This window comes from Mucilaginibacter sp. UYNi724 (genome assembly GCF_054057495.1).
The window spans coordinates 200,072-218,335 of record NZ_JBSRZI010000004.1; the positions used below are offsets into that span (position 1 = coordinate 200,072).

General features: G+C 42.6%; 24 protein-coding genes. 12 read left to right on the forward strand and 12 right to left on the reverse strand.

The window, feature by feature from the left end; genetic code table 11:
• Positions 1-60: 60 nt before the first annotated feature.
• Together ACVW0P_RS08305 and ACVW0P_RS08310 are read right to left on the reverse strand one after the other, a co-directional pair.
• Complete coding sequence (locus ACVW0P_RS08305; protein WP_457131660.1) at positions 61-1,164, reverse strand: S1C family serine protease; 1,104 nt, start codon at positions 1,162-1,164, stop codon at positions 61-63.
• Between the two features lie 20 nt (positions 1,165-1,184).
• The gene (locus tag ACVW0P_RS08310) at positions 1,185-1,727 is read right to left on the reverse strand and encodes an RNA polymerase sigma factor (RefSeq protein ID WP_457131758.1); all 543 of its coding nucleotides are present in this window, start codon (positions 1,725-1,727) and stop codon (positions 1,185-1,187) included.
• A 195-nt stretch (positions 1,728-1,922) separates the two neighbouring features.
• Here ACVW0P_RS08310 and ACVW0P_RS08315 point away from each other — a divergent pair, with 195 nt between their 5' ends.
• From ACVW0P_RS08315 to ACVW0P_RS08335, 5 genes are all read left to right on the forward strand, one after another.
• Entirely contained in the window at positions 1,923-2,147 is a 225-nt protein-coding gene (locus ACVW0P_RS08315; protein ID WP_457131661.1) for a hypothetical protein, read from the forward strand.
• 108 nt (positions 2,148-2,255) lie between these two features.
• Positions 2,256-2,450, forward strand: coding sequence for a hypothetical protein (locus ACVW0P_RS08320; RefSeq protein ID WP_457131662.1), 195 nt, complete (start codon positions 2,256-2,258; stop codon positions 2,448-2,450).
• An 83-nt stretch (positions 2,451-2,533) separates the two neighbouring features.
• Entirely contained in the window at positions 2,534-2,722 is a 189-nt protein-coding gene (locus ACVW0P_RS08325) for a hypothetical protein (protein WP_457131663.1), read from the forward strand.
• A 162-nt stretch (positions 2,723-2,884) separates the two neighbouring features.
• On the forward strand, positions 2,885-3,091 hold the full coding sequence (locus ACVW0P_RS08330) for a hypothetical protein (RefSeq protein ID WP_354431122.1): 207 nt from the start codon (positions 2,885-2,887) through the stop codon (positions 3,089-3,091).
• Positions 3,092-3,208: 117 nt separating this feature from the next.
• Positions 3,209-3,646, forward strand: a complete 438-nt coding sequence (locus ACVW0P_RS08335; protein ID WP_354431123.1) for a hypothetical protein — start codon at positions 3,209-3,211, stop codon at positions 3,644-3,646.
• 77 nt (positions 3,647-3,723) lie between these two features.
• Here ACVW0P_RS08335 and ACVW0P_RS08340 read toward each other — a convergent pair whose 3' ends face one another.
• A complete protein-coding gene (locus ACVW0P_RS08340) occupies positions 3,724-3,891 on the reverse strand; it encodes a hypothetical protein (RefSeq protein ID WP_354431124.1) in 168 nt (55 codons plus the stop codon).
• Between the two features lie 57 nt (positions 3,892-3,948).
• A complete protein-coding gene (locus tag ACVW0P_RS08345; RefSeq protein WP_354431125.1) occupies positions 3,949-4,086 on the reverse strand; it encodes a hypothetical protein in 138 nt (45 codons plus the stop codon).
• 222 nt (positions 4,087-4,308) lie between these two features.
• Between ACVW0P_RS08345 and ACVW0P_RS08350 the strand changes: the two genes are divergently transcribed.
• The 5 genes from ACVW0P_RS08350 (at position 4,309) to ACVW0P_RS08370 (ending at position 9,353) form a co-directional block, all read left to right on the forward strand.
• Entirely contained in the window at positions 4,309-5,814 is a 1,506-nt protein-coding gene (locus ACVW0P_RS08350) for an ATP-binding cassette domain-containing protein (RefSeq protein ID WP_457131664.1), read from the forward strand.
• 77 nt (positions 5,815-5,891) lie between these two features.
• Entirely contained in the window at positions 5,892-7,016 is a 1,125-nt protein-coding gene (gene mqnC / locus ACVW0P_RS08355) for a cyclic dehypoxanthinyl futalosine synthase (protein ID WP_354431127.1), read from the forward strand.
• Positions 7,017-7,231: 215 nt separating this feature from the next.
• Positions 7,232-7,792 carry an SMC-Scp complex subunit ScpB gene (scpB, locus tag ACVW0P_RS08360; protein WP_457131665.1) on the forward strand — a complete coding sequence of 187 codons (561 nt, stop codon included), beginning with the start codon at positions 7,232-7,234 and terminating at the stop codon, positions 7,790-7,792.
• Positions 7,793-7,925: 133 nt separating this feature from the next.
• Positions 7,926-8,129, forward strand: a complete 204-nt coding sequence (locus tag ACVW0P_RS08365; RefSeq protein ID WP_457131666.1) for a hypothetical protein — start codon at positions 7,926-7,928, stop codon at positions 8,127-8,129.
• A gap of 93 nt (positions 8,130-8,222) precedes the next feature.
• Complete coding sequence (locus ACVW0P_RS08370; RefSeq protein ID WP_457131667.1) at positions 8,223-9,353, forward strand: GNAT family N-acetyltransferase; 1,131 nt, start codon at positions 8,223-8,225, stop codon at positions 9,351-9,353.
• Positions 9,354-9,379: 26 nt separating this feature from the next.
• Here ACVW0P_RS08370 and ACVW0P_RS08375 read toward each other — a convergent pair whose 3' ends face one another.
• The 3 genes from ACVW0P_RS08375 to ACVW0P_RS08385 all read right to left on the reverse strand — a co-directional run bounded on the left by ACVW0P_RS08375 (position 9,380) and on the right by ACVW0P_RS08385 (position 12,095).
• Positions 9,380-9,724, reverse strand: a complete 345-nt coding sequence (locus ACVW0P_RS08375; RefSeq protein WP_354431131.1) for a helix-turn-helix domain-containing protein — start codon at positions 9,722-9,724, stop codon at positions 9,380-9,382.
• Between the two features lie 82 nt (positions 9,725-9,806).
• Positions 9,807-11,162, reverse strand: a complete 1,356-nt coding sequence (locus ACVW0P_RS08380; RefSeq protein ID WP_457131668.1) for a UDP-N-acetylmuramate--L-alanine ligase — start codon at positions 11,160-11,162, stop codon at positions 9,807-9,809.
• A gap of 78 nt (positions 11,163-11,240) precedes the next feature.
• Positions 11,241-12,095 (reverse strand): universal stress protein, encoded by an 855-nt coding sequence (locus ACVW0P_RS08385; protein WP_457131669.1) that lies wholly within the window; start codon positions 12,093-12,095, stop codon positions 11,241-11,243.
• Positions 12,096-12,275: 180 nt separating this feature from the next.
• Here ACVW0P_RS08385 and ACVW0P_RS08390 point away from each other — a divergent pair, with 180 nt between their 5' ends.
• Positions 12,276-12,680: an Rrf2 family transcriptional regulator gene (locus tag ACVW0P_RS08390; protein ID WP_457131670.1), complete on the forward strand. Its 405-nt coding sequence runs from the start codon at positions 12,276-12,278 to the stop codon at positions 12,678-12,680.
• A 52-nt stretch (positions 12,681-12,732) separates the two neighbouring features.
• A complete protein-coding gene (locus tag ACVW0P_RS08395) occupies positions 12,733-13,371 on the forward strand; it encodes an NAD(P)-dependent oxidoreductase (protein WP_457131671.1) in 639 nt (212 codons plus the stop codon).
• Positions 13,372-13,435: 64 nt separating this feature from the next.
• Here ACVW0P_RS08395 and prmA read toward each other — a convergent pair whose 3' ends face one another.
• The 5 genes from prmA to ACVW0P_RS08420 all read right to left on the reverse strand — a co-directional run bounded on the left by prmA (position 13,436) and on the right by ACVW0P_RS08420 (position 18,180).
• Positions 13,436-14,272 carry a 50S ribosomal protein L11 methyltransferase gene (prmA, locus tag ACVW0P_RS08400; protein WP_457131672.1) on the reverse strand — a complete coding sequence of 279 codons (837 nt, stop codon included), beginning with the start codon at positions 14,270-14,272 and terminating at the stop codon, positions 13,436-13,438.
• An 85-nt stretch (positions 14,273-14,357) separates the two neighbouring features.
• Positions 14,358-15,122 (reverse strand): triose-phosphate isomerase, encoded by a 765-nt coding sequence (tpiA, locus tag ACVW0P_RS08405; protein WP_457131673.1) that lies wholly within the window; start codon positions 15,120-15,122, stop codon positions 14,358-14,360.
• 60 nt (positions 15,123-15,182) lie between these two features.
• On the reverse strand, positions 15,183-16,367 hold the full coding sequence (locus tag ACVW0P_RS08410) for a putative sugar nucleotidyl transferase (RefSeq protein ID WP_457131674.1): 1,185 nt from the start codon (positions 16,365-16,367) through the stop codon (positions 15,183-15,185).
• Positions 16,368-16,433: 66 nt separating this feature from the next.
• Positions 16,434-16,679, reverse strand: a complete 246-nt coding sequence (locus ACVW0P_RS08415; protein WP_252757383.1) for a type B 50S ribosomal protein L31 — start codon at positions 16,677-16,679, stop codon at positions 16,434-16,436.
• 127 nt (positions 16,680-16,806) lie between these two features.
• Positions 16,807-18,180, reverse strand: coding sequence for a right-handed parallel beta-helix repeat-containing protein (locus ACVW0P_RS08420; RefSeq protein WP_457131675.1), 1,374 nt, complete (start codon positions 18,178-18,180; stop codon positions 16,807-16,809).
• Between the last annotated feature and the right edge of the window lie 84 nt (positions 18,181-18,264).

The window sequence follows — 18,264 nt, forward strand, 5'->3', positions numbered from 1 at the left end:
CTCACAAAAAAAGGGAAGCAATTGCTCGCCCCCCTCTTAGGATATATTAATTGTTGATTTTTATTGGTTGTAGACCTTCACGCTGAACACGTAATTACGCAACTTTTTAATTTGCTGGGTACGGCTTAGATTAGCTAAAGTATTTTTGGTGTTAAGCGTAAGCGATTTGTTTAACGAATCGGCAGGGATGCTTTGGATAGCCTTAAGCAGGTAGGTTGATTTTACCGCGAACGCTACACCCGTTGTTTGGGTTTGCTTGCCATTGATAACACCAATAATGTTACCTTTCTCGTCCATTAAAGGGCCACCGCTGTTACCCGGGTTAACCGGGATAAACAATTCGTATTCGGTAGTATCGCCGTGGAAACCTGTACCTGCGGTTAATGCACCGGGGCCAAATTTAAGGTCATCACCGGGGTAACCTAACGTGTAAACCGCCTCGCCCAGATCGCTTTTGTTTTTCTTGAAGCTATAAGGTACAGCACCAAGGTTTTTAAAGGCGGCATCGTTTATCTGCAAAATAGCCACATCATAAATAGGATCAGTATAAACAACCTTGGTATGAAATGATTCGCCTTCGGCATTTTGCACGTAAACAGAATCGGCACCGTTTACCACATGGTTGTTGGTGACAATATAACCGTTACCTGTAAGCGCGAAACCTGTACCCCTAAACTTAGCAGAAATAGCCGGCCCGGTTGATTTACCCGATTTGATGATATCGTCTGTTTTATCGCCCAGCTTACGTTGCTCTTTTTTAACACGTTCAACCTCTTGCTTCAATTGTTGAAAACGAGGGTCGCGGTTGCTTAGGTCGCCGGTAATGTAAAGTACCAGCAATACCGAAAATATAGCGATAGACGCCGCCACCGAGAACTTAGAGTGGTGGTTACGCCACATTTGCACCACCCACGACGGATGCGCCATCAGGTCTTCCTTCAGCGTGTGTACATCAATCTCATCATGGATCTCGTCTAAACGGCTTTGCAGGCTTAAACGGTCGTTATATTGCTTTAATAATGATGTAAACTCTTTGTGCTCTGCAATTTTAGTGTCTATAGTTGCATCCTTTTTACGCAATGCATCAAATTGGTTGCGCTCATCAGCAGGCATTTCGCCGCTCAAGTAACGCTCAATCATTTCTAAAAGTTGGTTATCTTTCATTCTCTTTACCCCTTCTCTAATTATTGCTGAAAAAATAATTTCTTCAGCCTTTGCAGGCATTTGTATTTCTGCGTCTTCGCGTTATCGGCGTTTGTGTAGCCAAACCGCTCGCATATATCCTGCATGCTGCGGTTGTGCATATAAAAATCTTCCATAATGGTCTTGCAGGGTTCGCCAAGTAACTTTAAAGCGTCGCCCATTTTATTGAGCTGCATATCGCGTTCCTCGTGTTTATCCACCTCGTCTTCAACCGCCAAATACTCCTGGAAATCTTTAATGTCCCCACCGTATTTGTTTAGTTGTTTAAGCCGCTTGAGCCATAATCTCCTGCATATCGAATATATGTAGGTTTTTAACTTGCTGCTCAGCTCAAAATCGCCCCGCTTAACCTTATTGTAAAGAACTATTATAGCTTCCTGGTAAATATCCTTAGCCTCATCCTCGTCGCCATTATTATTAATAACGAGTTGTAACACTATAGGGAAATAAGCCAGGTATAACTTTTTCAAAACACTGTCGGAGTTGTTTAAGATCCCAATGATCACTTCACTATCCGTCGGCATTTCCACATTTAACTGATTATTCACTACTTAATACTTTTTATATTGAATTGTAACCCAACAATTTGATTTATTTTTTTATGCCGTGCCGATGCTGCACAGCCAGATTCAGGCAAAGCGCAATATCGGTAAATAATTGATAGGATAACGCGGCATTAATTTTGAGTTTGATAGTAAACGAACAAAAACTATACAAGTATGAAAAACTCAGTAAAATTTTTCCTTGGTGCATTATTGGTAGCCGGAAGCCTCAACGCATGTAAAAGCGGTAACTCCACCCACGTGCCTGATAGCACACGAGTAGATTCGGCAAAGATAGATACCAACGCGGGTAAAAACGGCTCGCCTAATTCAATCGACACTGGTATCGATAAATCAGGATCGGGTGGTACCGATACCGTTAAAAAAGACGGCTCTAATTAGCAGCCAAAAACAAAACCCGCACCTTAACAGGTAGCGGGTTTTGTTTTTATTGGGTTACCTTTTGGGTTTTTTGATATTAATACTTACAAAAACAATAAACTCAGAAACATGAAAAATTCAATCAAGATCGCTTTCTTAGCATTAGCTATCGCGTTTACTGCCGCATCTTGCGAAAGCAAAAAACCAACCGATGGTGTTGACACTTCAAAAAACGACACCGTTGTTAATGTAGATTCAACCGTAAGTAAAGACACCGTTGTTAAAGGTGCTGATACCGTTAAAGTTGATACCACAAAAAAATAATTTATTTTATTGGGTTACCTTTTTTGGATAGCGGTATTAACAACCAATAAGAATAAAATACACACATTAATAAAACACAAAACATGAAAAATTCATTCAAAATCGCATTCTTAGCTATCGCTGTTTCTGCTGTTGCTTGTAAAGGTAAAGGTTCTGCTGATTCAGCTTCTGATACCAGCAAAAACGATACTACTGTTGTAGTTGATTCAACTGTGAAAAAAGATACTACTGTTGTAGTTGACACCACTAAAAAAGATACTACTAAAAAATAATTTAACCTAACAGGTTAAATAGTAAAGAGTTACATCGTAATTTTTTAAGTTATTTAATTTTTTTAAGGGTAACCCAAATTTTTTTTATAAAAAATGGGTTACCTTTTTTTGTTTTTGGTATTAACTAACGAAAAACTATTAAATCACTTAAAAAACAAAACGATGAAAAATTCATTCAAAATCGCTTTCTTGGCATTAGCTATCGCTGTTTCTGCAGCTGCTTGTAAAGGTTCTGGTTCTTCTGCTGCTACAGATTCAGCTAAAATGGATTCAGCTAAAATGGATTCAGCTTCAACTGTTGATTCAGCTGCTAAAATGGATACCGCTAAAATGGATTCAGCTAAAATGGACACTGCAAAAAAAATGTAATATCTTTTTTGTTAAGAAAAACGCCCCTGCTTATTGCAAGGGCGTTTTTTTATGTCTTATACTTTCGTTTCCAAAACATTCGCCTGTGTAATTGTTTAATGTGGAAACACCCTGTACATGAAATACGCCCAATGGAATAACCTTAACAACGACGAAAAAAAGAGCACGCACTGGAGGCACCACCCCCGCATCCGTATTGCTACCATCTTCAGTATTTTATTTGCCCTGGTATTTATTGTATTTATGCTGCGCGTACTACAAAACCGCAGGGTGCATGTAAACCGCAAGCCCAACGCTAAAGAAGCATTTGCCATAGCCAAGGTTTTTGTGAACGACAGGCTAAAACAATCCGGTACGGCAAACTTTCCCAAAAATGATTTTGAATCGAAGATCGATACGGCCAACAACCATTACAGCATATCATCTACTGTTGATGCACAGGATAGTACCGGCCATATTGTAAAAACAGCCTGGCAGGTAAATTTAGCCTACACCGGCGGCGATTGGGCCGATCGTAAAAGCTGGAAACTCGAAGACGTTAAAATTGACAAATAGAAAAGGCGCCCAATTGGGCGCCTTTTCTATTTGTTTGCCTTGCTCATTATCAAACTGATGCAGGGCTGTAACCCAGCTTAAGATTTACGCCTAAAAGCGGAAATAAGCCAAATAATAAGTAATACAACTATAACGATACCAATAATGGCCGTATAAGCACCGGCTTTAAAAATACCGCCGATAACAGAGCATCCGCTAAATGCAAACACTGCAAATGCGAGTAATAATAAGTGAAGTTTTTTCATGGTAGATTATCGTAAAAATTTATGATAAAAATCATATTACAACAATCAAACCACTTATTACAACAACATATTTGAGTCAGATTCCTCCGCCTCTGTATTGTCGCTTGGTAAAAATTGTACTGCAATCAATACAATAAAAATAGCCAAAAGGCTCATTGGTACAAGGGCTTCAACAGCAACTAATAATAGTTCCATAGCAATTATTGGGGGGATAATAAAAAACTAAAAAAAAATTTGTCGCCTGCTCAAAAGGCTGTCGTTCATAATGGTTTCCTAATCTAAAAATTGTTTTTTAATAAATTCAATAAATGTTAATAAGTTAATAAATTTTATTAAACACGCCATTGATATACTCCTGTTTGCTCTAAATTAACATTCAGCTAAATATTTCGTCACGATGTGTAAATCCACCGCAACATGAAAAACCCGCTCGTTAGCCTAAAAAACGTATCTATAAAGAATGCCACACTACAATTATTTAAAAATTTAAATTTTGAACTTAACCACGGCGAAAACTGGGCTTTCGTTGGTAAAAGTGGCTCGGGCAAGAGCGTTTTACTGCAAACTATAGCCGGTAACACGGGTATAAACAGTGGCAGCATCATCTATAATTTCATGGATGATATACACAAACAATTTAGCGGCGATACGCTGCTTACGTTCCATCAATTTATTGCGTTTACCGGGGCAAAGCACCACTTTAAAACGCTGTCCAACACGTCCGATTTTTATTACCAGCAGCGTTACAACTCGTCCGACTCGGAAGATACCCTTACCGTGCGCCAATACCTGCAAACGGTAAAGGTAAATCAGCATAAACCCGCTTACTGGACATTTGACAAGACAGTTATCGCGTTAAACCTAATTACCCTTCTTGATAAGCAAACCATTAAACTATCCAACGGCGAAACCAAACGGTTAATGATAGCCGCCGCCCTGCTTAAAAACCCGCTGATACTGCTATTAGATAACCCCATGACCGGGCTGGATGTGGAAACGCGCAGATCATTTAACACTTTACTGAATGAAATATCCGCATCGGGCATCAGCATAATTATGGCTACATCGGCATTCGAAATCCCGGATTGTATCACCCATGTAGCGGTTTTGCACGATGGCACAATTAGCCAAAGCGTTACCAGGCAAGAGTTTGAACAGACCAGGCCGCAGTCCTCAGAAAAAGCGGTGGTTGATACTGGCGCGCTTAAACAATTATTAGCAAACCACAACACAAGCCATCATTACAACCAAATTGTAACTATGGCCGATGTGCATATCCAATACGGCGACAAAACCATTCTGAACAATGTAAACTGGAAAATAAACCCCGGCGAACGCTGGGCTTTGCTTGGGCCAAACGGCTCGGGGAAATCTACGTTACTGAGTCTTATTAATGGCGACAACCCGCAGGCCTACGCTAACAACATTATCCTGTTTGATAAAAAACGCGGCACAGGCGAAAGCATCTGGGATATTAAAAGTAAGATCGGTTTTGTATCGCCCGAACTTTACCAGTACTTCCCGACGGATAACTCTTGCCTGCAGGTGATAGAAAGCGGTTTTTACGATACGCTTGGCCTGTTCCGCCCAAGTGTAAAATCACGCGCTGACTTGGCGCTCAACTGGATGAAAGCTTTAGAGATAGATAAATACGCGCGCCAACTACTTAAGAACATCCCCGCCAGCGCGCAGCGCCTGTGCCTGCTTGCCCGCTCGTTGATCAAAAACCCCGCACTGCTTATATTTGATGAACCTTGCCAGGGATTGGACGACCATCAGCAGCGGCATTTTAAAAGCGTGGTAGATGCCATTTGCAGCATCAGTAATGTAACGTTAATATATGTTACCCACTACCAGCACGAGATACCGGATAGCGTGGACAGGGTTTTGAGATTGGATAAGGGTGAAGTGGTTGGCAGTTAAGTTTGGCTATTGTCAACCCAATAACACCTTTCCGCTTTTACTTTTCGCCTTTACCCTCCCACTACGTATATTTGTACATGAATACAGCCGAACTGTTGCAGCGTGCTTTAGCTTTTGATTTTTTGAGCATTGATGAAGGGGTTTACCTTTATAACAATGCCTCTACGGCCGACTTGATGTACGTAGCCAACGAACTGCGTAAAATTCAGGTGCCGCATGGCAAAGTTACCTGGCAGATAGACCGCAACGTTAACACCACCAACGTTTGTATCGCTAACTGTAAGTTCTGTAATTTCTTCCGCCGCCCCGGGCACGACGATGCCTACATTACCGATATCGAGACCTATAAAACAAAGATAGAAGAAACCTTCCGCCTTGGCGGCGACCAGCTTTTATTGCAAGGCGGCCACCACCCTGATCTGGGCCTTCAATTTTATACCGATCTTTTCCGCGAGTTGAAGCAACTTTACCCTAAGCTTAAACTACACTCGTTAGGCCCGCCCGAAATTGCCCACGTGGCTAAATTGGAAAGCATGAGCCATTACGATGTGTTGAAGGCAATGAAAGAGTCGGGCTTAGATTCGCTGCCGGGTGCAGGTGCTGAGATTCTGAACGACCGTGTACGCCGCCTAATTTCGAAAGGTAAATGTGGCGGCCGGGAATGGCTGGACGTAATGCGTGCAGCACATCAGCTTAACCTGCCAACATCGGCCACCATGATGTTTGGCCATATCGAAACCATTGAGGAACGCTTTGAGCACCTGGTATGGATCCGCGAGGTACAGTCAGAGAAGCCGGAAGGTAATCACGGTTTTGTGGCGTTTATCCCGTGGCCTTTCCAGGATGACGGCACTTTATTAAAAAAAGTACGCGGTATCACCAACAACGTTACCGGCGACGAATATATCCGCATGATAGCCCTTAGCCGTATTATGCTGCCGAATGTTAAAAACATCCAGGCATCGTGGTTAACGGTAGGTAAACAGGTGGCGCAACTTTGCCTGCATGCCGGCGCTAACGATTTCGGGTCGATAATGATCGAGGAGAACGTGGTATCTGCCGCGGGCGCACCTCACCGTTTCACCGCCAAAGGCATTCAGGATTCTATCAAAGAAGCGGGCTTTGAACCGCAGTTGCGCACCCAAAAATACGACTGGCGCGACGTGCCTGCCGAAATTGAAGAGCAGGTGATAGATTATTAAGAGAGAGATAATCAAGAGATTTGTTTCACGCCTTATCCACGCGGTCATTGACATATTTTCCGCGTTAGCGATAGCAGCGTAAAGCCCGGTGCGTAGCGAGGACTTGCAGCGGATAGCGCGGGCCGCAGGCAACGCCATAATTGAGTTTACTGGTACATTTGCAAATCGCTAATTCAACCATTCACCAAATTACTAATTGAATATATTTGCACCCCATGGATAACACCGAGCAATATATCGAAGCGTTAATTTTTGCATCAGAGCAGGGGATCCGTACCGAGGAGATCATTTACTGCCTGCAAGCTTCGTTTGAGCACGATTACACCGCCGATGAGGTGACGAAACAGATAGACACCATCACCCAAAAATACCTGGACGACGCCATCGCTATCGAGGTGGTGAAGATCAATAACGCGTACCAGTTTCTTACCAAAAAGAAATACCATGCGGCCATCAGCTTGTTGCAATTGCAACGCTCTAAGAAAAAACTGAGCCAGGCCGCCCTGGAAACCCTTGCCATTATCGCCTACAAACAGCCCGTTACTAAAACAGATGTGGAGCAGATCCGCGGTGTAAATTGCGATTATTCGATCCAAAAATTATTGGAAAAGGAACTTATAGCCATCACGGGAAAGTCGGAAAGTGTGGGGAAACCTATCCTTTACGGCACCAGCGGTTTGTTTATGGATTATTTTGGCATAAACGACATTAGCGAACTGCCACAGCTAAAGGAAATTAACGACGGTAGCACCATCATTGGCGAGCAAACGGAATAATGTGAAAAATGATTTTAATTAAGAATGATTTTAATTATTTTTACTCATAAATAATGCTGAATATAGCAGAACAAAAAATGACTAAACAATCGGTTTAACAGATATAAATTTTAACGAATAAACATTTATTAAAATGGCAACTCCAAAAAAACCTTTGACTACTTCTACCAAAAAGATCAACGACGACGAGGATGATGATTTTGATGATGAAGATCCAAAACCGGGTAAAAAGGCAGAAGACGAAGATGAGGACTTTGACGAAGACACCCCGCTGGATGATGACCTGGGTAGCTTTGACACAAGTTATGACCCTTACGACGACGAAGACGACGACTAATATTATATAGTCGGCAAACGATATATTTACAAGCATTCGGCCCGCGCTGGATGCTTTTTTTGTAACCGCCAAACCCACATTTCCCCCAACCGGATGAAGCTTACCGAAGTTAAAAGCAAGGCTAATAAAACGGCATTTTTAGATGTCGCACGTATTATCTATAAAGGTGATGCGAACTGGGTGTGCCCGCTGGATAATGATATCGAGGCAGTTTTTAATCCGGCTAAGAACAACTTCCATAATCATGGCAAGGCAACCCGTTGGATTTTACGGGATGATGCGGGACAACTGATTGGCCGGATAGCGGCATTTATAAATAACGAAAAAGCATACCAATACGAGCAACCCACCGGTGGCTGCGGCTTTTTTGAGTGTGTGGATGATAAACAAGCCGCCTTTTTATTGTTCGACACCGCTAAAAGCTGGCTACAGCAAAACGGCATGCAAGCCATGGATGGCCCCATCAATTTTGGCGAGAACGATAACTTTTGGGGGTTGCTGGTAGAGGGCTTTACGCCACCATCTTACGGGATGAATTATAACCACTGGTATTACAAGGCATTTTTTGAAGATTACGGCTTTACAACCCAGTACGAGCAGATCACCAATCACCTAAATGTGCACAAGCCGTTTTCGGAACGGTTCACAAAAATTGCCAATTGGGTTATCCAAAAACCCGGCTACAGCTTTGAGCATTTTAAAACATCACAAATAGAAAAATTCGCTGCCGATTTTATAGAGATTTATAACGATGCCTGGCAGGGCTTTGAAAAATTTGTACCGATAACGCATTCTACAATATTGGAGAGCTTTGAGAAAATGAAGGCGATTATGGATGAGCGGTTGATATGGTTTGCCTACGTAAACGGCGAGCCGGCATCATTCATTGTAATATTGCCCGATGCTAACCAAATGATAAAACCATTGAATGGCAAACTTAATTTATGGGCGAAACTGACGTTTTTATACCGCAAGTGGAAAGGTGTATCGCGGATGAGGGCCATTGTAATGGGCACCAAACAAAAGTACCAGAAACATGGTCTTGAATCTTGCTTGTTCATCAAACTGAAAGAATACGTGCTACCCCTAAAGCAATACGATGAACTGGAATTATCGTGGGTGGGCGATTTTAACGAGAAAATGATTGCCATCCACACCGCTGTAGGTGCAACATTTGGCAAAAAGCATTTAACTATGCGGTATTTATTTAATAAGCCCGAATAATCATCCGGGCTTATTAATTGATATTTTTAGGCGGTAGCTACTTTTTTATGGCGCAGTTCCTCAAAAAGCTCAATAACCTTTTTCTGCAGGTCTATCACCTCAGTTTCGCGGTCCATCAACTTCTTGTTAACGTTCTCCAGCTCGCTGGCAATTTGTTTATCCTGCTCTACTTCGTTATAAGTAAGCAACTGAACTACAGACATTTCGAACAAAACCGAGATCTGCTCAAGGCGAGAAAGGTTTATATCGGTGATCCCGGTTTCAATTTTAGAGAATGCAGGGATAGAGATGTCTAAACGTTTAGCAACTTCTTCCTGGCTCCACCCTTTTTGGTGGCGTAATAACCGGATCTTTTTTCCAAGTGTCTTCATATATAAACTTTAATTAGGTAAGGTTTCGCAATAGTTAATAAAGTTACAATTTTTTTCAATAACAAACTAACAATCAGCAAATTTATAGTAAATTATTTTTAATTTCTACTAAATTTATACCTCCAAAATTACCGGAACTCATCATCAGCAAACTGCTGTTGGCAATGTCCAGGCCTTCCAGGTATGTAAGTAATTCTGCCGGTTGGTTAAAAAACAGCAAATCGGCATTAGCAAAGGCACTTTTTACAGCCTCGGCCGGGTATGGTTCTATCTTTTTCTGTTCAAATGTTTTACGGTCTATAAACACAATCGCCTTGTCGGCCTTGTTCATCGTTCCGGCATATTCGTTCAAAAAATCTTTATTTAAGCTGCTAAATGTATGCAATTCTATGCATGCAATCAATTGCCTGTCAGGAAATTGTGCCTTTACCGCATCTATGGTAGCCGTTAGCTTGGATGGCGAATGCGCAAAATCTTTAAAGATGGTGGCATTGTCACTTTTGCCTACTACCTCCAGCCTGCGGGCCGCGCCTTTAAAGGTGGTTATGTAGTGGTAAAAATCGGCCGTAGTAATATCCAACGCCTCGCACACTAAACGGGCGGCCTGCATGTTCAGCAGGTTATGCTGTCCAAATACTTCAAGCGCATAGGTTTTACCTGCGGATGTAATGCTGGTTATACCGTTATCTATTGTGTATTCGGGTAAATTATACGGTATTTTAGGTACGGATACATCAAGGCCTTTCACCATGGCATTCAATACATCGTCGGTTTCGCTGTAGATAAGCCTGCCGTTTGGTTGGATAGTTTCCGCGAAGATCCTGAACTGATCGATATAATTATCAAACGTAGGGAACACATTGATATGATCCCAGGCGATACCGCTTATCACCCCGATATCCGCTTTGTAAATATGGAATTTGGGTCGTCTGTCTATCGGCGAAGCGAGGTACTCGTCGCCCTCGATAATGATCACCGGGGCATCATGTGTAAGTCCAACCATGGTTTCAAAACCTTCCAGCTGTGCGCCTACCAGGTAGTCAAACTTTTTACCTGCCTCTTGCAACACATGCAGTATCATGCTTGTAATGGTGGTTTTACCATGGCTGCCGCCAATTACAACGCGCAGTTTGTCTTTAGATTGCTCGTAGATATAATCTGGATACGAATAGATCTTAACTCCAAGTTCCTGTGCTTTTAGCAGTTCGGGATTATCTATCCGGGCGTGCATCCCAAGTATAACGGCGTCAAGGTCGGTGGTTATCTTTCCGGCATCCCATCCCTCCCGCACGGGCAAAATACCATATTTACCCAGGCGCGAAGCCGAGGGCTCGAACAGTACATCATCAGAACCGGTAACGTTAAATCCTTTTTTATGAAGAGCGATGGCAAGGTTGTGCATGGCGCTTCCCCCTATCGCTATAAAATGTACCCTCATTAATAAATATTAGTGTAGCAATTATGCGACAAATTAACACAAAAACAGCTGGTACAGCAAATTAATTTACTCATTGTGTCATTTCAATAATAAAACCGGCACTGTCGAATTCTTAGCCAGGCGTTGCGATATGCTGCTATGCAATATCGACTGCAAAAAACTATAATTATGCGGTAATGCGATCAACATTTGTGCTTTTTGCTCTTTAGCAAAATCAAGTATTCCTGATAGGATATCGGCATGGTTCTCGTAAAAATATTTAGGCTTAAATACTTTAAGCATATCATGCAAGGCGCTTTCTTCGGCAAGCTGCTGCGGATCTTTGCCCGTATGTTTACCTTCGGTATCAATATTTAAAACCAATAGTTTAATCGCCTGCTTACCCAATAGTTTATTCAAAAACGCCATTGGGATATTCTCTTTTACCTTTTTAAAGTCGCAGGCTATAACGGCTTCGTTTATCAGTTGGTAACGGTAATCTGGTGGCACCACAATAACCGGTGCCGGGCTTAGTTTAGATATTTTTATCACGTGGTCGCCAATGCCGGGGGTATTATCCCTAACAGTACTGTTGCCAATACTGCCTAATATCACCAGGTCAACGTCTTGCTCATCCACAACATCTACCACCGCGCGCAACAAATGCGACCGGTTTAACCTCGTTACAATCTCAACACCATCACGTACAAATTTGCTTAGGCTGTGCTTCAGCTTGCCCAATTGAAGGATGCGGTCTTTGGCTTCCTCTTCTATTTCTTCCTCACGCATCATCACCATATCCGGGTTGGGTAGCATGGTTTCGTAAGGCGAAATATAATAGGCGTTCATCAAAATTAACGTAGTCACGCTACTTTGCTGACTTAATTGGGCGGCGAAATTAGCGGCGTTGAAAGCGGCGTCAGAAAAATCGACAGGTACGAGATAGGTTTTCATATTGACGAGCTTAAATACCTTGACCGGGATGGTCTAAAGGTTAGTATAAAACAAATTTAGGCGGTAAATATTGTTGCTTTGTCACGATGGGTTCATAAATAAATTATGTTTACCATATTCCTTGCTTTAACAAATCATACATGTACATTTGTACTGTAATAAAAAACATTACAATTAATTATGAACGGAAGGTTCCCAATAGCTATGCATATTATGACGTTGCTTTGCGCATCGAAAGAAGTGCTATCGTCCGACTATATGGCGGGGAGCATAAACGTGAACCCGGTTTTGGTGCGTAAGGAATTGAGTAACCTTATCAAACACCAACTAATTATTAGCCAACAAGGAAAAAATGGCGGATACAAACTAAGTAAAGCGGGGACGGCTATAAGCCTTGCAAGCATATACGAGGCTGTAAAGCCCGATGCCATATTAGGCCAGGCTAAAAACCAGCCTAACCCCGCCTGCCCTATTGGCAAGCAAATAAATACGCATTTAAAAGATCTTGAGAACGAGATAGAACAAACCATGTTAAATAAACTGGGCAACACTAACCTGGGCGAGTTTTGCAAAAAATTCGATTAAAAAAATTTATATAAAACTGTAACAAATTTAATTACATATAAAACAACACATTATGAAAATAGCAATAATAGGCGCGACAGGTTTTGTTGGCGCAGAATTAGTAAAAGAAGGTGTACTACGCGGATATGAGATAACCGCCATTGCGCGCCACACCGATAAGGTAGAAAAAGCAGCAGGCGTAACAGCTGTAGCGGCAGATGTAAGCGATGTTGATGCGTTGGCTTCGGTATTATCCGGACATGATGCGGTGGTAAACTCTTTTAACGCCGGGTGGACCAACCCTAACTTGTATAATGATTTCCTGAAGGGATCGAGAGATATACAGTCGGCTACCAAAAAGGCGGGCGTGAAACGCTTTTTAACTATTGGTGGTGCAGGCAGTTTGTTTATTGATGGGAAACAACTGGTAGATGGCCCGCATTTCCCGAAAGAATATTATCCCGGTGCCAGCGCAGCGCGTGATTATCTGACCGAATTGCGTAACGAAAACGAGTTAGACTGGACTTTCCTGAGCCCTGCCATTAACCTCCACCCCGGCGAGCGTACCGGCACCTTCCGTTTAGGTACCGAAAGCCCCGTTTTTGATGCAGAAGGTAAAAACGACATTTCTACAGCCGATTTGGCCGTGGCGATATTTAACGAATTGGAGAACAACCAGTACGTTAAGGCAAGGTTTACGGTAGGATATTAATAATTTGTAACTAAATTGATTTAAATGATTACACTGATAATCGGTGTAATCATTTATAATCCACTCAACTAATAAATTTAGCTGCTACCCACTCTTTATCTTTTTTGTGGGTGATGTATTTGAGATTGTATTTCGCTGCTTCCTGTGTGATAATGTCAAGATCGGGATCTTCATAAAAACCGCTGAAATAAATCTCGCCGCCGGGTTTTAAAACTTCGGCGTAGCTTGACATTTGGTCTAAGAGGATATTGCGGTTGATGTTTGCCAGGATAATATCGTATTGCTCATCAGGGATAGCTTCTTTTGAACCGCAAAGGGCTTTAATATTGTTGATATTGTTCAGCGCCGAGTTCTCTATGGTGCTATCGTAACAAACCACATCATAATCTATAGCGGTAATATCTGTTGCACCAAGTTTGGCGGCAAGGATAGCGAGGATGCCCGTACCGCAACCCATATCCAACACCTTTTTGCCGGCAAAATCGTTCTCCAGCATTAGTCCCATCATCATGGCGGTGGTTTGGTGATGACCTGTACCAAAAGCCATTTTAGGGTCTATTACGATCTCGTAAGGGAACTCCGGCTTCGGCTCGTGGAAGGTGGCGCGTACAAAAACCTGGTCGCTTATCTGTATTGGCTCAAAGTTACTTTCCCAAACCTCGTTCCAATTCTTTTGCGGGATAAGCGTTATCTCATAACTAAAATCGAACATCTCCCGATAGATCTCCAGCGTATCATCAACCAGTTCCTGGTTAAAATCATCAACAGGGACATAGGCCTTAAAGCCCAGGTCGACCTCTTCAAAAGTATCAAAGCCAATTTCGCCCAAAGCACCTATCAGCAGGTCCTGCTGGTAAGCTTCGGTAGGTATGGTGGTGAAGAGTAACTCGTAATAATTCATGAAGATAGTATGAAGTATTGAGTATCAAGTAGCAAGACTAAACCGGCATCTTGATACCTGATACTTGTTACTCGATACTAAAATATTAATTGAAAGCTTTAACGATATCTGTAAAGTCGCGCGATTTTAGGGATGCGCCGCCGATAAGGCCGCCATCGATATCCGCGCAGGCAAACAGCTCGGCAGCATTTTTAGGGTTACAGCTACCGCCGTAAAGGATAGTAGTGTCATCAGCAACCTGCTGGCCGTATTTTGCAGCAAGTTCTGCACGGATAAACGCGTGGATCTCCTGCGCCTGGTCTGATGTTGCTGTAACACCTGTACCAATTGCCCAAACCGGCTCGTATGCCAAAACTATCTGGCCAATTTTATCGGCATCTAAATGGAATACACCTTCTGCCAACTGGCTTTTGATGATGTCGAAATGCTCATTAGCTTCGCGCTGCTGTAAGGTTTCGCCGATACAGAAAATTGGTTTTAAACCATTAGCCAAAGCAGTATCGGTTTTTTTAGCTAACAACTCGTTGCTTTCGCCAAAGTACTGGCGTCGTTCCGAGTGGCCTAAAATAACGTATTCGGCACCGGTAGATTTAACTTGTTTTGCAGAAACCTCGCCTGTGTAAGCGCCGTTTTCGGCTTGATGCGCATTTTGCGCGCCAACAGCTACGTTTGTATAGCCCTTGGTTAACTGAGCCAAACTATGCAGGTGAATAAAAGGACTGCAAACTACAACTTGCTGGCTGCCGGTAGCTTCGTCTTTAACCATGTTTGTTACTTCAGAAAATAGCGCTAAGCCTTCGCTGTAATCAAGGTTCATTTTCCAGTTTCCGGCTACAATTTTTTTTCTCATTTCTATATTATTTATTGATTTTAAGATTATTATGATTATGCTAATATAAAGGTCAGTTAATTATTGCCCTCTATAAACCTTTGTTAACTCGTACACCTCGGTAAGTATCGCTTTCTCGGCATCGTCAAATTTGCGGTGCGGGCGCCGGGCAATTACCCGGCCGGTAGTTTCCATCATTTTATCAAAGCCATACTCCACAAAGCCATCGGCCCCACCCCATGAAAAATCGGGGATGTAGTTTGGAGGATATCCACCACCAAAAACGTTTGCGTTTACACCAATCACCGTGCCTGTGTTAAACATGGTGTTGATACCACTTTTGGCATGGTCGGCCATGATGAGGCCGCAAAATTGCAGGCCTGTTGGGCGCATGCTTTGCGATGGATAATCCCAAAGCTTAACTTCGCTGTAGTTATTTTTAAGGTTAGAGTTGTTGGTATCGGCACCCAGGTTGCACCACTCGCCTACCACGGCATTACCCAGGTAGCCTTCGTGGCCTTTTGAAGAGTAGCCCCAAACCACGGCATTGTTAACCTCGCCACCTATGCGGCAGTAAGGGCCAATGGTAGTAGCGCCATAAATTTTGGTGCCCATTTTTATTTGCGAGTACTCGCATAAAGCAAACGGACCGCGCACGTTAGTGCCTTCCCAAACCTCGGTATCGGCGGCTAAATAAATAGGGCCATTAATAGTACTGAAGGTACAACATTCGGCCTGTGCGCCCTCTTCTGCGAAGAAATCGTCGCCAATAATGGTATTGGTACTACTTAGTTTGGCGCTCTTGCGGCCTTTGGTGAGCAGTTTAAAATCCTTGCGGATCTCGGTATCGTTTTTACGAAAGATATCTTCGGGATGGGTTATCACCACTAACTCTTGGGTATAAACCGTTTCGTTTGAATATTTACCGTAAGGGTCAAAATTATCAGCGTAAACATCTTTCAGTTTTACGGCGATCAGTTTGTCGCGGTACCTTAAAGCCCCGCCACTATTTAAATTGTTTATAGCTGCAACTACGGCTTCATCCGGGCAAACAGAGCCGTTGATGAAAATATTATCATCCTGGATATTGAGCGGAAACTTAGCCTGCAGGTAAGCTTCGGTACGGAAAGAAAATTCGGAGTTTAAGCATTTAGCCCATTTTTCGGCGATAGTAAGGATCCCTATTCGCAGATCGGCAACCGGGCGGGTGTATGTTAACGGCAGAAGGGTATTACGAGCGTCGTCGTCAAATAGAATGATTGCCATGTGCCAAAAATAAAAAAAGTCCCCCGTTTTGCGGGGAACTTGTAAATATTTATTAAAAAATATCGATTACCTGTTGTAACGGGTACGGAACTTGTCTATACGGCCGGCGGTATCAACTAACTTCATTTTACCTGTGTAGAACGGGTGTGAAGTGTGTGAAATTTCTAATTTGATCAATGGATATTCGTTGCCATCTTCCCATTTAACGGTTTCACGGCTTTCGATACATGATTTGGTTATGAAAGAGTAGTCGTTTGACATGTCTTTAAAAACAACTAACCTATAATTTGATGGATGCAGATCTTTTTTCATTGCTTATGTGTACTTTCTTTCTTGTAAAAGAGGTGCAAATATACAAATACTTTTTAAAAGTAGAAACAGGGATGTAAAAAGTTTTTAACACCATGTTAAGAGATCTTATTTGCAAAAGCTATCAAGATCAATATTCTGTTGCGCCAATATCAAAAGCGCCCTCCAATGGGTGTTTTTTGCTATAATAATCTACGGTAACCTTATAAAGCAACGCGTTCGCACCGGCATTAATAAGCGGCGATGAGGGTTGCGGATGAAAATCATCCCCATTATAATTCACGAATTTAAGGGCGGTTACATCATTACCTGTATAATTATTTGAGGCAGTAAGTTTTACGCTGCTGCTTATTGTATGTACCGCAAAGCCCGAACCCGGTTTTATAATAACGTTATTGATCACCGTATTCATGGGGATAGACTCTGAATTTAACCGTATACCGTCTAATTTAGTGTTAATGATGGTATTGTTAATAAACTTAAAATTTGGCCCGGGCGTATATCTCGAATCCGCGAAAATCCCATGCTCGCCAGAATTTAAAATGATGTTGCTGAATAACAGGTTATCACCTAAGCCAAGCACAATAATGCCGTTACCAGGCGCGTCTTTGACCAGGTTATTATTACACCTGCCGCCGGTGCCCTCCCCTAACTGGATGCCGTTGTCCTGCCCGTTTGCAAAGGGGGATAAACCGGGCCATCTGATCACGTTTTTATAAACATAGCAGCCGGCAATTGCGCTGCCAACCTGGATGCCTTCGCAACCGGTAGAGTCGATACGGTTACTATAGATCTTAACATTTACAACATCATGTGGTAAAACCTTACCGCATGCCAGTGACCAACCATCCGCGTAAAAAGAGTTACCTATATAAAAGCCCTCTCCGCCTGTTTTATGGATATAGTTGTTATGCAATACAAGATTACTCATAGTAAAGTGGCCCCGCTGCGTTGCTATATCGCACGTGGGGTCGGTTTTAGCCATGATACCGGCAAAGCCACTGTTGCGCACTTCAACATTCGCTATTTCAAAGTCGCTGCTCAGATCGTCCATCGTCATGCCGATATTGCCGCCATCAACGGCAATCCCATAATTAATGCCCGGCGTGCCGTTGCCCATTATCTTAAAGTACTGGCAATTTTGGGTTTTAAAGCCATAGGATGCGGTTGCAGAAGTAGTAAGAATAGCCCGCCCACCTTTGTTGATGATGATAATAGGTTCAGCTTCGGTACCTTTAATATTTTTAAGCAGTAAGGCACCTCTTGTGCCGGCGGGGATATAAATTGTAGTGCCGGGACCGATATCCGTACCGTCAACAAACCACTCGTTAGGCTGCACGGTATAAGTGCCATCTTCATCAAGAGCCCGGGTGCTCATTTTGGCATTTAACTTTGCGCCTGCAATAGCGCTGGCGGGTTTTTCAATGGCACCCTTGGTACACATGGCAAAGGATGATATTACCAGCATGCCGGCTAGACAATGTGTAAAGTAACTTTTCGTCATAAATTAAGTAGGGGTTAATTTATTTAGTACAACGATATAAGTTATTTGTAATCAGCTTACTCCGTTTCCTAATACACGTATTTA

Bases quoted from the DNA above. Each gene is read 5' to 3' on its own strand.
- ACVW0P_RS08305 (WP_457131660.1), bottom strand. From the start codon at position 1,164: ATGAAAGATAACCAACTTTTAGAAATGATTGAGCGTTACTTGAGCGGC.
- ACVW0P_RS08310 (WP_457131758.1), bottom strand. From the start codon at position 1,727: ATGCCGACGGATAGTGAAGTGATCATTGGGATCTTAAACAACTCCGAC.
- ACVW0P_RS08315 (WP_457131661.1), top strand. From the start codon at position 1,923: ATGAAAAACTCAGTAAAATTTTTCCTTGGTGCATTATTGGTAGCCGGA.
- ACVW0P_RS08320 (WP_457131662.1), top strand. From the start codon at position 2,256: ATGAAAAATTCAATCAAGATCGCTTTCTTAGCATTAGCTATCGCGTTT.
- ACVW0P_RS08325 (WP_457131663.1), top strand. From the start codon at position 2,534: ATGAAAAATTCATTCAAAATCGCATTCTTAGCTATCGCTGTTTCTGCT.
- ACVW0P_RS08330 (WP_354431122.1), top strand. From the start codon at position 2,885: ATGAAAAATTCATTCAAAATCGCTTTCTTGGCATTAGCTATCGCTGTT.
- ACVW0P_RS08335 (WP_354431123.1), top strand. From the start codon at position 3,209: ATGAAATACGCCCAATGGAATAACCTTAACAACGACGAAAAAAAGAGC.
- ACVW0P_RS08340 (WP_354431124.1), bottom strand. From the start codon at position 3,891: ATGAAAAAACTTCACTTATTATTACTCGCATTTGCAGTGTTTGCATTT.
- ACVW0P_RS08345 (WP_354431125.1), bottom strand. From the start codon at position 4,086: ATGGAACTATTATTAGTTGCTGTTGAAGCCCTTGTACCAATGAGCCTT.
- ACVW0P_RS08350 (WP_457131664.1), top strand. From the start codon at position 4,309: ATGAAAAACCCGCTCGTTAGCCTAAAAAACGTATCTATAAAGAATGCC.
- mqnC (WP_354431127.1), top strand. From the start codon at position 5,892: ATGAATACAGCCGAACTGTTGCAGCGTGCTTTAGCTTTTGATTTTTTG.
- scpB (WP_457131665.1), top strand. From the start codon at position 7,232: ATGGATAACACCGAGCAATATATCGAAGCGTTAATTTTTGCATCAGAG.
- ACVW0P_RS08365 (WP_457131666.1), top strand. From the start codon at position 7,926: ATGGCAACTCCAAAAAAACCTTTGACTACTTCTACCAAAAAGATCAAC.
- ACVW0P_RS08370 (WP_457131667.1), top strand. From the start codon at position 8,223: ATGAAGCTTACCGAAGTTAAAAGCAAGGCTAATAAAACGGCATTTTTA.
- ACVW0P_RS08375 (WP_354431131.1), bottom strand. From the start codon at position 9,724: ATGAAGACACTTGGAAAAAAGATCCGGTTATTACGCCACCAAAAAGGG.
- ACVW0P_RS08380 (WP_457131668.1), bottom strand. From the start codon at position 11,162: ATGAGGGTACATTTTATAGCGATAGGGGGAAGCGCCATGCACAACCTT.
- ACVW0P_RS08385 (WP_457131669.1), bottom strand. From the start codon at position 12,095: ATGAAAACCTATCTCGTACCTGTCGATTTTTCTGACGCCGCTTTCAAC.
- ACVW0P_RS08390 (WP_457131670.1), top strand. From the start codon at position 12,276: ATGAACGGAAGGTTCCCAATAGCTATGCATATTATGACGTTGCTTTGC.
- ACVW0P_RS08395 (WP_457131671.1), top strand. From the start codon at position 12,733: ATGAAAATAGCAATAATAGGCGCGACAGGTTTTGTTGGCGCAGAATTA.
- prmA (WP_457131672.1), bottom strand. From the start codon at position 14,272: ATGAATTATTACGAGTTACTCTTCACCACCATACCTACCGAAGCTTAC.
- tpiA (WP_457131673.1), bottom strand. From the start codon at position 15,122: ATGAGAAAAAAAATTGTAGCCGGAAACTGGAAAATGAACCTTGATTAC.
- ACVW0P_RS08410 (WP_457131674.1), bottom strand. From the start codon at position 16,367: ATGGCAATCATTCTATTTGACGACGACGCTCGTAATACCCTTCTGCCG.
- ACVW0P_RS08415 (WP_252757383.1), bottom strand. From the start codon at position 16,679: ATGAAAAAAGATCTGCATCCATCAAATTATAGGTTAGTTGTTTTTAAA.
- ACVW0P_RS08420 (WP_457131675.1), bottom strand. From the start codon at position 18,180: ATGACGAAAAGTTACTTTACACATTGTCTAGCCGGCATGCTGGTAATA.